Annotated in this window: 15 protein-coding genes and 1 tRNA gene; 5 read left to right on the top strand and 11 right to left on the bottom strand. The window is 61.6% G+C overall.

What is annotated here, in order from left to right; all coding sequences use genetic code 11:
• Positions 1 to 14 precede the first annotated feature (14 nt).
• Positions 15 to 1,262, bottom strand: a complete 1,248-nt coding sequence (gene glyA, locus GJR99_RS00080; protein WP_151108655.1) for a serine hydroxymethyltransferase — start codon at positions 1,260 to 1,262, stop codon at positions 15 to 17.
• Positions 1,263 to 1,627: 365 nt separating this feature from the next.
• Between glyA and tbsP the strand changes: the two genes are divergently transcribed.
• Both tbsP and GJR99_RS00070 read left to right on the top strand, forming a co-directional pair.
• Positions 1,628 to 2,455 carry a transcriptional regulator TbsP gene (tbsP, locus tag GJR99_RS00075; RefSeq protein WP_151108654.1) on the top strand — a complete coding sequence of 276 codons (828 nt, stop codon included), beginning with the start codon at positions 1,628 to 1,630 and terminating at the stop codon, positions 2,453 to 2,455.
• Positions 2,456 to 2,521: 66 nt separating this feature from the next.
• Positions 2,522 to 4,210, top strand: coding sequence for a YcaO-like family protein (locus tag GJR99_RS00070; RefSeq protein WP_151108653.1), 1,689 nt, complete (start codon positions 2,522 to 2,524; stop codon positions 4,208 to 4,210).
• A 161-nt stretch (positions 4,211 to 4,371) separates the two neighbouring features.
• Here the strand turns inward: GJR99_RS00070 and GJR99_RS00065 are convergent, their stop codons facing one another.
• From GJR99_RS00065 to GJR99_RS00055, 3 genes are all read right to left on the bottom strand, one after another.
• Complete coding sequence (locus tag GJR99_RS00065) at positions 4,372 to 5,511, bottom strand: DUF63 family protein (protein ID WP_151108652.1); 1,140 nt, start codon at positions 5,509 to 5,511, stop codon at positions 4,372 to 4,374.
• 127 nt (positions 5,512 to 5,638) lie between these two features.
• Positions 5,639 to 6,109 carry an Lrp/AsnC family transcriptional regulator gene (locus tag GJR99_RS00060; RefSeq protein ID WP_151108651.1) on the bottom strand — a complete coding sequence of 157 codons (471 nt, stop codon included), beginning with the start codon at positions 6,107 to 6,109 and terminating at the stop codon, positions 5,639 to 5,641.
• Positions 6,110 to 6,170: 61 nt separating this feature from the next.
• Positions 6,171 to 6,968 (bottom strand): inositol monophosphatase family protein, encoded by a 798-nt coding sequence (locus GJR99_RS00055; protein ID WP_151108650.1) that lies wholly within the window; start codon positions 6,966 to 6,968, stop codon positions 6,171 to 6,173.
• A gap of 180 nt (positions 6,969 to 7,148) precedes the next feature.
• Between GJR99_RS00055 and GJR99_RS00050 the strand changes: the two genes are divergently transcribed.
• On the top strand, positions 7,149 to 7,430 hold the full coding sequence (locus GJR99_RS00050) for a hypothetical protein (RefSeq protein ID WP_151108649.1): 282 nt from the start codon (positions 7,149 to 7,151) through the stop codon (positions 7,428 to 7,430).
• A gap of 980 nt (positions 7,431 to 8,410) precedes the next feature.
• Here GJR99_RS00050 and GJR99_RS00045 read toward each other — a convergent pair.
• The 4 genes from GJR99_RS00045 to GJR99_RS00030 all read right to left on the bottom strand — a co-directional run bounded on the left by GJR99_RS00045 (position 8,411) and on the right by GJR99_RS00030 (position 10,779).
• Positions 8,411 to 8,494, bottom strand: a tRNA-Leu gene (locus tag GJR99_RS00045).
• Positions 8,495 to 8,791: 297 nt separating this feature from the next.
• Entirely contained in the window at positions 8,792 to 9,565 is a 774-nt protein-coding gene (locus tag GJR99_RS00040) for a hypothetical protein (protein WP_151108648.1), read from the bottom strand.
• Between the two features lie 288 nt (positions 9,566 to 9,853).
• Positions 9,854 to 10,513, bottom strand: coding sequence for a high-affinity nickel-transporter protein (locus tag GJR99_RS00035; protein ID WP_151108647.1), 660 nt, complete (start codon positions 10,511 to 10,513; stop codon positions 9,854 to 9,856).
• 74 nt (positions 10,514 to 10,587) lie between these two features.
• The gene (locus GJR99_RS00030; protein WP_151108646.1) at positions 10,588 to 10,779 is read right to left on the bottom strand and encodes a hypothetical protein; all 192 of its coding nucleotides are present in this window, start codon (positions 10,777 to 10,779) and stop codon (positions 10,588 to 10,590) included.
• Positions 10,780 to 10,870: 91 nt separating this feature from the next.
• Here GJR99_RS00030 and GJR99_RS00025 point away from each other — a divergent pair, with 91 nt between their 5' ends.
• Positions 10,871 to 11,356, top strand: coding sequence for a DUF309 domain-containing protein (locus GJR99_RS00025; RefSeq protein WP_151108645.1), 486 nt, complete (start codon positions 10,871 to 10,873; stop codon positions 11,354 to 11,356).
• A gap of 99 nt (positions 11,357 to 11,455) precedes the next feature.
• Positions 11,456 to 12,313: a M14 family metallopeptidase gene (locus GJR99_RS00020; protein WP_151108644.1), complete on the top strand. Its 858-nt coding sequence runs from the start codon at positions 11,456 to 11,458 to the stop codon at positions 12,311 to 12,313.
• 24 nt (positions 12,314 to 12,337) lie between these two features.
• On the opposite strand, the gene GJR99_RS00015 is transcribed toward GJR99_RS00020, so the two are convergent.
• The 3 genes from GJR99_RS00015 to GJR99_RS00005 all read right to left on the bottom strand — a co-directional run.
• Positions 12,338 to 12,973 (bottom strand): HAD family hydrolase, encoded by a 636-nt coding sequence (locus GJR99_RS00015; protein WP_151108643.1) that lies wholly within the window; start codon positions 12,971 to 12,973, stop codon positions 12,338 to 12,340.
• Positions 12,974 to 13,009: 36 nt separating this feature from the next.
• The gene (locus GJR99_RS00010) at positions 13,010 to 13,459 is read right to left on the bottom strand and encodes a UPF0179 family protein (protein WP_151108642.1); all 450 of its coding nucleotides are present in this window, start codon (positions 13,457 to 13,459) and stop codon (positions 13,010 to 13,012) included.
• Between the two features lie 25 nt (positions 13,460 to 13,484).
• Positions 13,485 to 13,865, bottom strand: a 381-nt coding sequence (locus GJR99_RS00005; RefSeq protein WP_151108641.1) for a DUF5820 family protein, incomplete at its 5' end; no start/stop codon positions are given.

Genomic DNA, 13,865 nt, shown 5'->3' with positions numbered 1-13,865 from the left:
AACGACGAGCGACGTTACTCGTACAGCGGGTGGGCGTCGCAGAGTTCCTGCACGCGCTCGGAGACTTCAGCGAGTACGTCGTCGTCTTCGGGAGCGTTTACGACCTTCACGATGAGTTCGCCGACTTCGCGCATCTCGTCTTCGCCGAAGCCACGGGTCGTGAGTGCGGGCGTGCCGGCGCGGATGCCACTCGGGTTGAACGCCGAGCGCGTCTCGCCGGGAACGGTGTTCGCGTTGAGGACGATGCCCGTCGCTTCGAGTGCCTCTTCGGCGTCGCCGCCGGTGAGGTCCGGGTGGGAGTCACGCAGGTCCACGAGGACGAGGTGGGTGTCGGTGCCGCCGGAGACGACGCTGAGACCGTGGTCTTCGAACGTCTCGGCGAGGACTTTCGCGTTGTCGACGACTTGCTGGGCGTACTCTTCGAACTCGGGTTGGAGCGCTTCCTTGAAGCCGACGGCCTTGCCGGCGACGTTGTGCATGAGCGGGCCGCCCTGCCCACCGGGGAAGACGGCGCTGTCTATCTTCGAGGCGTACTCCTCTTTGCACATGATGATACCACCGCGGCCGGCGCGGATGGTCTTGTGCGTCGACCCCGTGACGAAGTCGGCGATGCCGACGGGCGAGGGGTGGACACCCGCAGCGACGAGACCCGTGATGTGGGCGATGTCTGCGAGGTGGAGCGCGTCGACCGAGTCGGCGACGTCCTGAATCGTCTCCCACTCGACGGCGCGCGGGTACGCGGAGTACCCGGAGACGATGATGTCCGGTTCGAACTCCTCGGCTTTCTCCGCGAGTTGCTCGTAGTCGATGTATCCCGTCTCGGCGTCGACTTCGTACTGTTCGACGTCGTAGAGTTTCCCCGTGAAGTTCGCGGGGTGGCCGTGACTCAGGTGGCCGCCGTGGGTCAAGTCGAGCGAGAGAATCTTGTCGCCCGGTTCGAGCATCGCGAGGTAGACCCCCATGTTCGCCTGCGTCCCGGAGTGCGGTTGCACGTTGACGTGTTCTGCACCCCAGAGTTCTTTGGCGCGGTCGATGGCGAGATTCTCGACCTCGTCGGCAAACTCACAGCCAGCGTAGTAGCGCTTGCCGGGGTATCCTTCGGCGTACTTGTTCGTCAGGGCACTCCCCTGTGCCTCGAGGACCGCTTCGCTGACGTGGTTCTCGGATGCGATCATCGCGAGGGTGTCGCGCTGGCGTTCGACCTCTCCTTCGAGGGCGTCTGCCACAGCAGGGTCGACGTCGCGGACGTGGCTGTAGTCCATGTGTAGTACCTGCCCAATTAGGGCATAAATGTGTCCCATTTGGCCGCACCTGCCGGTGTTGTGTTGCACCGATTTGCACATGTCGACCGTGACACGAGGTGACAAATACACGAACGCGTAGAGCTCGTCGAATACTGACCTGTCTCGTCATCGTACTCGATAGGAGACACCTGCGTGGACCCGGCAGAGTCGTCCACGGAATCGCACCCGATAGCAGGGTTAATTTTCCTACACCGTTCAGAAGTAAAATTTCTGAGACGAGACGCTCAATTCGCCTGCGAAATAGTTGTTACAATACGATACCGCATACATACTGAGAGTGAATTTGCGTTAATATTAAATAGATTTGTGGCGATATTCAAACCATGGCTATTCGTTCTAATTTGCTCGCTGAGGGGGTCGAGGATATCATCGAATCCGTCCTCACCTCGACAGCGGACGAAGTTTTAGTCGCCAACCCGACTGCCGACGTCATCGAAGGACTCGTGACCGTCTCGACTTCCCTCGGCACAGACATCCCCAAGATTCGTCTCGTCGCCGAAGAGAGTGTCTTGAAAAACGTCATGGACGACTTCATCGTCGCCTCCAACGCAGCGAACCTCGTCGCCGAAGACGTGCTCTCGATGCGGACCGCCCACGACGAAGTCGAGAACACGTTGTTCGTCACGCCGAACACCGTCGTCGCCCTCGTCGGCGCAGGCGGAAAGGTCGCTGGTCTCGTCACCGACGACGAAGAGTTCGTCCACACGGCACTCGAGGCACACCGGTCTCACTGGGAAGACGCACCCGAGTTCAAACTCCGCACGCCACCGCTCTCCCGCGTCCGCGAGACGCTCGGAGAAGACATCGGTGAAGAGACGCTCGACGACTTCGACGCCGTTCTCTCGTCACTCTCGTCTGCCCGCGGTGACGGCGACGGCCTCGACGAAGTGACCATCTCGCTCCTCGTCGCCGCACGCAACGAAGTGCTTCTCTACGACATCTCCAAGTGGGGCGAAGACGTCGGCATCGCGAGCAAGGCGACGTTCTCCCGGACGAAGACGAAACTCGAAGAACTCGGCCTCATCGACACCGAGAAGGTTCCCATCGACGTTGGCCGTCCACGCCTCCGTCTGAAACTCGGAGACGACACACTCGCCGACGCCGACATCGACGAACTCGCTGACGTCGCACTGGACTTCCTCGAAGCGTAATCCACTCGGAGGCGACACAACCGCGAGACCCCTCGCTTTTTCTCTCCGCCGTTCTTCGTCGCTCCCATGAACATCGGACTCGTCGGGAGCGGGCCCGCCGCCGAGTCGATTCGCGCGGCCTGTTCCGACATCGACGCCACAGTCTCCGAGACGTCCCCTGAATCGTTCGACGAGTTCGACCTCGGATTCGTCGTCGCACCGGTTGGGAACGACGCGTTCGACGCGGCAGACGCCGCATCCGAGCGGTGGATCGCGGTCGAAATCGGCGGCGTCGGCGGACACGTCGTCTCAGACCTCGACGCCGCCGTCTCGGCGTTCGACCGGACGAGTGGTGGATTCGACGACCTTCGCGCTCGCGTCGCGTCGACGACTGAATCGAGTGGCCGACCATCGGGCGACCGGGCGGCGGTTCGACTCGCTGGTGCCATCGCCGGCCGACGCGGCGTCTCGCTCCTCTCTGGCGACGACATCGCAGGCACCGTCGTCGAAGTTCCCGGCCGAGAGCGCTCGTTTCTGCCAGCGCCATCGCCGACAGACTGCGACCGAACCGTCCGCCGAGACTTTCGTGCAGTCGAGTTAGACGACGCACTCTCGCGCGCGGAGATGGCCGTCGACGACCGCCTCGGAATCGTCACACAGGTCGGCGAGCGGGAGTCGTTCCCGCTTCCGTACTACATGGCGCAGACCGCAGACACCACAGTGTACTCGGATACCCGCGCGGCAGAACTCGCCGGTGGCGCGGCCGCAGGGTGGGACGACGCGTACATGAAAGCACTCGGAGAAGCCCTCGAACGCTACTCGGCGGGTGTCTACCGGTCGAGTGAGTTCGCCGTCGGACCTGCGGCTTCTCGACCAGGGGCTGTTCCACCGAGTCGGTTCGTCCGTCCAGATTCTTATCGTGCTCCCGACCCGAACGAACCGATTCAGTGGGTCGAAGGCGAACATCTCGCGACCGAACAGACGGTTTCGCTCCCCGCGGAGTTCGTCCACTACCCCCCGCCGAACGACCGACACAAGCCGTCGATTACGACGGGGCTCGGCCTCGGAAACTCCGGAACCGAAGCGATTCTCTCTGGCCTCTACGAGACCATCGAGCGCGACGCGACGATGCTCGCGTGGTACTCGTCGTTCGACCCACTCGGCCTCGACGTGAGCGACGAGGGATTCGAGACGCTGGCCGCACGGGCACGGTCGGAAGACCTCGACGTGACGGCGCTGTTGGTGACACAGGACGTGGACGTGCCTGTCGTCGCCGTCGCCGTCCACCGCGACGGTGAGTGGCCGAAGTTCGCGATGGGGTCTGGTGCCAACCTCGACGCAACCAGTGCCGCTCGGTCGGCACTCGCCGAGGCACTCCAGAACTGGACCGAACTCCGTGCGATGGGTCCAAAGCAGGCAGCACAACAGGGCGGTGCAATCGCGACGTACGCCGACTTTCCAGACGCCGCCGAGGAGTTCGTCACACCCGACGCGACCCTCCCTGCCGACTCGGTTGGACCGGACGAGCTCCCCGACGGGACAGACGAACTCGATGCCGTCGTCGAACGCGTCGCTGACGCCGGTCTCGACGCCTACGTCGCCCGAACCACGCCGAGAGACGTCGAACGCCTGGGCTTCGAGGCAGTGCGCGTGCTGATTCCGGACGCCCAACCACTGTTCATCGGTGACCCGTTCTTCGCCGACCGCGCCGAGTCCGTCCCGCGCGAACTCGGCTTCGAACCTCGGTTAGACCGGGAGTTCCACCCGTTCCCGTAAGGAGAAAGGCTGACAGCCGACACGATTCGAGTCGCGCGACGGTGTGTCGGACACCCGCGAGTCGTCGCGCGCTGAGCGTTAGCGCATAGGCTTGCTGGCCGCGGTTTCGTATATGAACCTTCGTCGGGTCGAAAAACAGCGAGCGTCTGGATAGTCGAGCCTCAGACCCCGAACGTCGCGCGAAGCATGTCACGCGTCCCTGGCCCCAGACCGACGGCGAGGACGGCGATGAGGAGCAAGATGGCGTAGCGCGGACTGTCCTCGAATATCTGTTCGTCGAACACCCAGACGACGGCCGTCGCCGCGACGAGTTTGACGAGTAAGAACGGCCACGCGTCGCCAGTGATGGCGAGGATGGATTCCGGGAGCGTCGAAGCGGTGAAGTCGACGACGGCTTTGTTCACGGGGTGTTTCGGAACGAGGTTGTTTCCAGCACCGAGCGCAGTCATCCAGTCGAGTCCGATGACGTTTGCGACGCCGTCGACGGCGTGACCCCAGATGATGACGAGTCCGATGAGTCCGGTCCCGGCGTTGACTTCGGGCGCGTAGCGTTCGAGAAGGACCCACGTCACGGCGGCGACGACCGTCGCGCCGAGGAGGATGACGACGAGCACCTGCGGGTAGAAGGTCGCGCCGTTCGTGCCCGTGATACCGATGAACAGGAGGTACGCGAGTGTCACTGCGAGGACGGCAGTGCCGGCACCGAACAGCGGTTTCACGTAGTCGTCGACGATACCCGCGCGTTCAGCGAAGACGCTTCCGACGACGGCGACGAGCGTAATCGCGAAGACGGTCACGTAGATGACCGGGCTGATGACCAGCGTGTTGATTGGGTAGGAGATGAGCGCGTCCACGGTTCCGGGCGTGTCGTTCGCGTCTTCGACGACGCGGAACGCACCGCCGAAGAACATGAACGGGATGAGTGAGTAGAAGAACCGTGGTCGTTCACCGATTTCGAGGCGACGGAGCAAGAAGACGACGCCCGTGAGTGCGATGACGAGCGTGACCATGTATCCGACCTCGGAGACGAGTGTGTAGCCGGGATACGCGACCGGTTGGGCCGCTGCAGCGCACGCCGACGAGCTACCGAGGTACTCCGTGACGCCGGTCGCTCGAGTTGCACAGACGGCCGAGTTCGCGTCGGCTTGAACCGGCCCCCAGAAGTATTTCCAGATGAAGCCGTCGTAGACGACGCGAGGGAACGCGAGCGACCCGCCGACGAGTGCGACGAGAATAGCCACGACGCCAGCGCCCCACAGACGCTCAGGGTCGAGACCAGTTTGCTCTGCTACCGTTGACATAGCCGAAACCCCGACGGCGGGACTGTTTAGGGTTCCGGTCTCTCGCAGTCTCGACGCATTTCCTCGCCCAGGTCGATGGTGCCTCGAGATGGTGCCTCGAGACAGTCGGGCACGGTCGGTCGCGCGGTCAGGGTTCGTCGTCGGGTTCGTCGATTGGTAAGACGGGGTCGTCGTACTCGGTTCCGAGGATGACCATCGTCTGCGAGCGAGAAAAGCCCTCGAGTTCTGCGATGTGGTCGAACATCAGTTCGCGGAGCGCGTCGGTGTCTTCGGCGTAGACCCGAAGCATCACGTCCCACTCACCGGTCGTGAGATTGATCTCTTGGACGCCTTCGATCTCGCGGAGCTGTTGGAGTGCTTCTTTCTCGCGCCCCTGTTTGACGCGGAAACCGACGAGTGCAGACGTCCCCAGACCGACCTTCCGCGGGTCGACGTGAGCGTGATATCCCTGGATGACACCTGCCTCTTCCATCCGTCCAACTCGGTCGTGGACGGTCGCACTCGACATATCGATTTGGCGAGCAATCTCACTGAACGGCGTTCGCGCGTCCTCCATCAGGAGACGAAGAATAGCCCGGTCCGTGGCGTCGAGTTCCATACCTCCAGTACTGGAGGGATTCACTTCGAATTTGCGGATACGACCGAACGTGTACGAATAGTCACGAGTCTGCTATTTCGCGGGCAGATTCGAGGACTGCGTCGTGGACGTGACCGTTCGACGCGACGAGTCCCGCTGCGTCGTGCCTCCACTCGTTGCCGTCGAGGTCGGTGACTGTCCCACCAGCCATACGCACGAGGTGGACACCCGCGACGGAGTCCCACGGATTCGCTCGTTTGTTGGTGACGACGCCGTCGAGAGCACCATCCGCGAGGAACGAGAGCGCGACTTGCATGCTTCCGTACCGTCGCAGGTCACCGAACCGGGTGACGATAGCGCGGGTCGCGGCGGCGTACTCGTCGCGGGCGTCGTAATCCCACCAGAACGTCGGACAGACGGTACACGTCTCGGGGTCGTCGCGTTGGCTCACGGTTATCTGTTCGCCGTTTCGGTACGCAGACTCGTCGTCGGCGGCGTACAAGTCTTCGAACGCGGGGAGGAAGTTCGCGGCGGCGACGGGTTCACCGTCGAGAACGGCGGCGACGGCAGTCGCCCAGACCGGAGTCTCGCGCACGAAGTTGTTCGTCCCGTCGATTGGGTCGATAATCCACGATGGCCCCTCGTCTGGAACGTCTTTCAGTTCGTCTTCTTCCTCACCGACGATTGCGTCGCCCGGAAACGCGCCACGGATACGCTCGACGACGCGGCGCTGTGCCTCCCGGTCGGCCTCGGTGACGACGTCCGTCTTTCCATCTTTCGTCTCGACGGGGACGCCCGTTCGGAACGCACGCCGTGCGACTGCACCGCCATCACGTGCCGCGCGCTGGGCACGGTCTGCACGGGCATCGATTTCGTTCATACCCGTGACAGTACTCGGCAGTGTGGTATAACCATCGACTGTCGACGATTCCAGCGTGTCGGCGGCCTGCGTGCCGGCCCCGTGGCCGACAGTAGTCCAGTGACCGCCGGAGTCCAGTGACCGCCGCCCCCGTGACGCCGGCCCGTTTGTTTATCTGGCTGAATCGTCTACCGATACGTGGTGAACGATACAAGTGACCTCCCGGTGAGCGTCCGTGATTCGCTCACCGCAGCGTTCGACGACGCACGGGACGCCGTCCGGCGTGGTGATACGGAGACTGCACTGGAACGTCTCGCCAGCGCGTCTCGGACCGTCGAACACAAAGTGCCACCGGGTCCCGTTTTCGAGCGACTCCAACACGGTATCGACGCCGCCGAACGGACCGCGGCGGACGAACCAGTCGTCGCTTCAGAGTACCTTCGCTTACTTGCAGAACTGCTCGAGCCGTCTGACGACGACTGAAAAACGGACCCGTCGCTCGGGAGTCAGATAACGTAAAACGCCAGAATCCGCAATTAGAACCCGGACGGAAGACGTTTTCCACAACCCTCACAGCCTTTTTCGGTTTCCACCGACTTCCCGAACTCCGATTCCTCGTGGTCCGGTACTTGGCTTTCCTGCCACTCACTCGCAGAGTGGTTATCGGGGTCGTTTCGGTTCCTCTTCGGCACTTTGACCTCGTCTTCCTTTTACGAAAGACTCGGTGTTCGTGTCGATCCCATTCCTCTGCATCTTGCGATGCATACCATCGTTGACGGTTATCCCGCCATCCAATGGATTCGGTTTGGTCATCCGGTGCGTCCTTGCGCTTCCGGCAACACTATAGTATGCGCGATAACATAATGAATGTTTCTGATAAACTCCTGAATGTTCGGTCTGAACGAAAGTTAGACCTCTCAACTGGTCTTCGTCGTCTTGGTCTCGTGTGAATCTGTGTGTCTACCTGTGGTCGCCAGGGGTGCGCAGTGAGTCGGTTTTCACGAGAAACCCGGTCTGTTGGTGACGAATGACGAACCCCCACTGCCGGGCGGTGTCTCGGTGTGCCACTAATACCCACATTCAGCAGACCGAGCGCTTCTACACGGTGGTAATACTTCTGAGATGTATGCAGTAGCGTGGGTGCTGGGCGAGGGCTCGACGGCTCCGTAGAGTGAGTGCGGGGAGGCGAGGGGAGAGATTTGAACTTCGTGAGACGGTTGTCTCACGTGCTCACGCTCACTTCGTTCGCGTGAACCTCGGTCGAACCGAGTTTCTCCCTGATTCAAATCCCCCTGGACGCATCCACTCTCACCAGACCGAGAGACCCGGAGGTCTCTCGGAGGTTGGTGTTCGAGAGAAGTGCGAGGGGTGGGATTTGAACTTCCGAGACTCATAGACGCTCGTCTCGACGTTCAAATCCCTCGTCCGCACTTGGCACTCCTCATTTCATTCGTCGGCACAAGTGCGAGGGGAGGGATTTGAACCCACGGACTCCTACGAGAGCGGATCTTGAGTCCGCCGCTTTTTCCTGACTTAGCTACCCTCGCGCGTGACCGCGACAGTGCGGTTTCGACTCTGAGCGAGTCGTATTTGATTTTCAGTCTTTGCTATTATAAATGTTGTACGAAAGCCGTTTTCGAACGCGAATCGGTGGAAACTACGGAGGCGATACTATCCAGTTTCGTGTTGCTAGGAGGACGAGCTGTTCGCTCAGCGTCGTTAGATAAGTTGTCGCTCAAAAGTGAATGCCGCATATCGCCAGACTCGGGGGCAAGGGGGACCGACCGTCGTATGTCAGGACGGGGTGGTCGTTCGCCACTCTCGTGTCGAGTGCTGGTTGGCGATTAGATGGACGCGTCGTTGGCGAGTTTGGCGGGGAACCCAATCATGGTTCGCGGGCCGACGACTGCCTTCGCGTACGCGTTGTTGTCGTCGCGGTAGACGTCGAGGCGGCCTTTGAGTTCGATATCGTGGAATTTGCCATCGTTGGCCGGGAAGTACTCCGAATCGATGTTCAGAGCCACCCAGTTGAATCCGTGTGAACTCCGGGTTTCCATGAAGAGCGAGAGATAGTACTCGACATCCTCTTCAGTCAGTTCTTCGAGTGCACCGAGGAAGTTCTGTTCGACTTTGAAGTCGCGTTTGTTGAACACGACTTCGCTGGCCGCCTGTCTGTCACCGTAGACCGGATTGTACGGTGAGTCGACCATGTAATCGTCGGACACCGGAACGGGCGTGCCGTCGATTTCTATCCAGCAGGTCAGCCCTGCCTTCGCCTGTGATTCTGTGTCCTTGCCAGTCGTCTTGATGTTCGTCCAGAGGGCGCTTTCGACCTGCACCATTAGGATGAGGTCGGTTGGGGTCGACGTCTTGATCGAGCCAGAGAGGAGCGTGAACGGGCCACTTGAAGTCTTCCCGTCGGTTTTCGTGTCGAGCGAGTGCTCTTCGAACACAGACCCGCCCACGTAGATCTTGTCTGCACCGTTGCTTGCGACTGCCGAGCCAGCGCCCATGCCGCCGAGCGCGAGGAGGCCGAGGCCTGCTGCGCCGCCTTTGAGCATCGTGCGTCGGTCGATCTTCAGTCGGTCGTCCGTTTCCGGGGTTGGTTTTTCCGTCATAGTGAATTCCACTGACACCACGCCCCTCGTGCAACCCGTGACCCGAGTTGCCCAGGTAGTCAGGTGCGGTGGTCAGTAGTTGCTCGTCAACGCGTTGATACTTCGTTATGTATCGATTAGAAGAATGTCATTTTTGGCAGATAATCTGTAAACCAAGAAAGTTTTACAACTAAGAATCTCTGAAAATACTGAGGGTTGAGGCGTCGATTCGGCCGGTAGGAACATCCTAACTACCCGATTTTGGGGACCTCGAACCGTGGCAATTGACACCAGGTAACTCGATTCTCGTCAGCCCAACGCGCCGAGTTGCTCGACGACGAGCAGTCCCCCTGCGGCGATACCGACGACTCCTGCTGTGGCCCGGAGGAGTCTGGTTCCGCCGATTGCCATCGAGCGCTGCCACAACACCGAGACCGTCGCCATCGTCGCGACTGTCAGGAGGCAAAACGCCGCGAGGAACGCGATGGCTTGCCCCATCCCCGGTGCCGCAGAGACCATCACGACGACGAGCCCCCCGCTTCCGGCGAATCCGTGGAGGACGCCGACTGCGAACGACTCGTCGTGGACGTGCGTGTGCTTCGTCCCCAGGGCGACGTCACCGAACGAGAGGTGGTTGTGCCGTCGCTCGTCGTGGTCGTGGTCGCGGAGCGTCGGCACCGACACGCCCGCGGCGCGAAAGAGCATCCGCACGCCGAGGACGACCAACACCGCACCGACGGTGAGTTCGAAGAAGTGGGTCACCGACGCCGGTAATCGCACTCCGAGTGCGACGAACAGGAGGCCGACCACGACGATTGGAAGCGAGTGGCCGATTCCCCACGAAGCACCGACGAAACTCGGTTGTCCGTCGTCTTCGACCATCGTGGTCACGGCGGTGAGGTGGTCGACTTCCAGCGCGTGCCGGATGCCGACGATGCCGCCCGCCACGAGCGCTGATGCGAGTGCCATCGCCGTACACTCTCCTGACTGTCCCTAAATATGGCGTGCATCGCGGCGGGCGACTGTGGACACTCAGCAGGCGGTCACTCGGACGGGACCTCGCACGTCGCTCCGATAGTGAGGCCTTCGGCGTCGATGTACGACGACAGACAGGCGTAGTTGCAGAATGCACCTGCCGAAACGCGTTCTCCCCCGTCTACTTCCTCGACGAACACCGGGTCGTGTCGGTGGACGTCACAGCCACAGTACGCGCACTCAGTCACGGACTCACTCATACTCGAACGTGGGTCTGCAACCATCTAAAACCCGCCGCGCACACATCCTCCCACCGATGGAATTACTGGGATTGGTGACCTGACTTCGTCCATGGACGAACACACCCGTGACCCGAGTGTTGCCCCGCCACTCGGGAACCCCTCGGGGTGGAACGCGGACACCCGGATGTGGGAGCACGCGACGCTTCGACGGGCAGTCGAACACGGTGTCCGCCTCTTCAACGCGAGCGACTTTCACGAGAGTCACGACTGCTTCGAAGACGAGTGGTACAACTACGGCGCGGGAACCACAGAGAGCGCCTTCCTCCACGGGATGGTACAGGTCGCAGCAGGCGCGTACAAACACTTCGACTTCGAGAACGACGTCGGCATGCGTTCGCTGTTCGAAACCGCCTTACAGTATCTCCGCGGCACCCCGAGCGACTTCTACGGCGTGAACGTCGACGACGTTCGAGCGACGCTCCGGGCGGCGCTCGACGACCCGTCGGTACTCCACGGGTGGCACATCACACTCGACGGCCAGCAGGCGACGGCGTACCCTGTCGACTACGAGTACGCCGCGCAACTCGACCACTGAAGACCGGTAGACGACGACTCATTTCGACGAGAATGTCTTAGCGAGACGACAGTCGACCAAATCTAAAAGGCCTTTACCTTCTAGTTCTAGGAACGGGCAATGCGAATCTACGAACTCGGTGACGGCACCCCGGAAGTGTCGGTCGTCGGGTCGATTCACGGTGACGAACCGTGTGGTGCACGCGCCATCGAACGGTTCGTTGCGGAAGACCCAGACGTCGAACGCCCGGTGAAACTCATCATCGCCAACGAGAGAGCACTCGAAGAGGACGTCCGATATCTCGACGAAGACCTCAACCGTGCGTTCCCTGGCGACCCACACGCCGACAACCACGAACGGCGACTCGCTCACGACTTGGGACGTGAGGTTCGCGGCACGACCGCCTTCTCTATCCACTCGACACAGTCGTACGCCGAACCGTTCGCCATCGTCGACACCGTCGACGCGATCGCTCGGTCTATTCTCCCCCGTCTCCCGGTCGACGTCGCCGTCGAGACCAACAACTTCGCCGAAGGCCGACTCATCGAGCACGCTCACACCATCGAAGTCGAAGCGGGCCTCCAGAAGTCGGACGAGGCGGCCGAAAACGCCTACTGGCTCATCCGAGCGTTCCTCACGGCGACGAACGTGTTGCCTGCGCCAGTCATCGCCGGTAGCGCTGGCAACGGTGGCAGTACCGTCGAGTCACAGACGGAAGACGACCGACTGAAACTCGCCGCGCCCGAGGAGAACAGCCTCGACGTGTTCAAACTGCTCGAACGACTCCCGAAACCGGACGCGACGCAGTACGAGGTTCTCGCGTCCAACTTCAAACCCGTCGAGGCGGGCGAACTGTTCGCCCGCGCCGACGACGAGGCGTTCGAAGCAGAGAACGACTTCTATCCCATCTTACTCTCCGCGTACGGGTACAGCGATATCTTCGGATACGCCGGCGAGAAAGTCGGCACGCTTCCGTAGCCCACTCCATCCTCTTTTCGCCGCTCACCCGAGGATTCGAGCGACGGCGTCTTCGACCGACTCGACCCGCGCAGCGTCGCCCGCTGGACCGTCGTCACCGACGTGAATCGCGTCCCACCCAGCACGGCGTGCCCCCACGATGTCTTCGTCGTACGTGTCACCGACGTAGATGTACTCGTCGGCGGGGAGTGCCGCTTCGGCGACGTCGAAGATTTCAGTCGAGGGCTTTCGAGCGGCGACGTCGGGGTCGTTCGACACGACGACTGCATCGACACAGTCGCCGATATCGTGCCGTGACAGTTTCGCCTGTTGCATCGCTAGCGCTCCGTTCGTGAGAATTCCAGTGGGTCGCCGAGCAGCGACGGTTTCCAGTGCACGCCGTGTCGATTCGGGAACGGTCGTGGCCTCGAGTTCACGTTCGTGGTGCCGCGTCGCTAGTGTATTCGGGTCGGAATCGACGCCGAACTCGGAGACGATGGCCGAGAACGCCTCACGATACGGCGTCGACGAGAGGTCGTCGAACGTCTCGAACAGTACCTCGACGTATCGCTCGTAGGCACCGTCGGGTGCGTCCGGGACCGACCGCTCGAATATCGTCTCGAAGTCGTCGGTGTACTGGAGGAGCGTCAAATCGAGGTCGAAGTACACTGCTGTCGTCATGGAATCCGAGATGGTAGTGGCGTGAAAATGGTCGGTCTACTCGTCGGCCGCTTCGAATTCGACGAGCGTCAAGTTCCGGTCGAGATAACAGTGTTCGTGCGGCGGGTCGCCGATGACTTCGCTGATGCGGTACTCCTGGTCGAAGTCGGCACCTTCGGGGACGCAGTACTGATGGCTCGGACACTCCGTGTGGGGACACGACCCTTGGAGACTCGCTTTGCTCCCGGCGTATGCTCCCTTCGACGGGACGTTCGCTCGCACGGCCGCGGTTTCGACTTCGACGGCACGGACGCCTTCTTCGTGGACGGCACAGTCGAGAACCTGTGTGTTCTCGCGGACGCCGATGACGCGATACCGAACTCCCTCTGTGAGGTTGAGACACTGTCGTCGGTAGGGACAGCCCTCACAGGCGCTCGATTCACCGCGATAGACGAATTCGGTGCCCGGGTCGGTGAGGCGGGCCCCGATGAGTGTGACGGAGGTCATGCCACTCCGTTCAGTCGCGGGGGGGTTAAGGCTCCCGCCCGGTCAACTCGTCGAGCTTCTCGAAGTACTCCTCGCGGGGAATCTGGTAGGCGCTCCGATACTCGATTTCGCCTGCTGCAAAGCGACGGGCGATTTCGGTCGCTCCCTCGACGGCCGCCTCGCGCGAGTCGAACGCTTCGACGTACGCCTCTATCTCGGGTTCCATGTAGAGGACCGCGTGCCACGTTTCGGTGCGAATCTGCGAGGCACCGGGGCGCTTGGCCCGCGACCCGTTCCAGACGAAGATGGTCGGCATACACTCCGCAGGGAACGACGACTCGTTGAACACGTCGGGACGGTACGCGAGGATTCGTCGTCCCTGCGGCTCGTCGTTCCAGAGCGTCCACCCGCCGGGCAGGTCGGTCAT

It is taken from the genome of Haloferax marinum (assembly GCF_009674625.1).
Taxonomy (GTDB): Archaea; Halobacteriota; Halobacteria; order Halobacteriales; family Haloferacaceae; genus Haloferax; species Haloferax marinum.
Note: the sequence above shows the minus strand (reverse complement) of the source record. Positions and strands in the feature narration are given on the sequence as shown.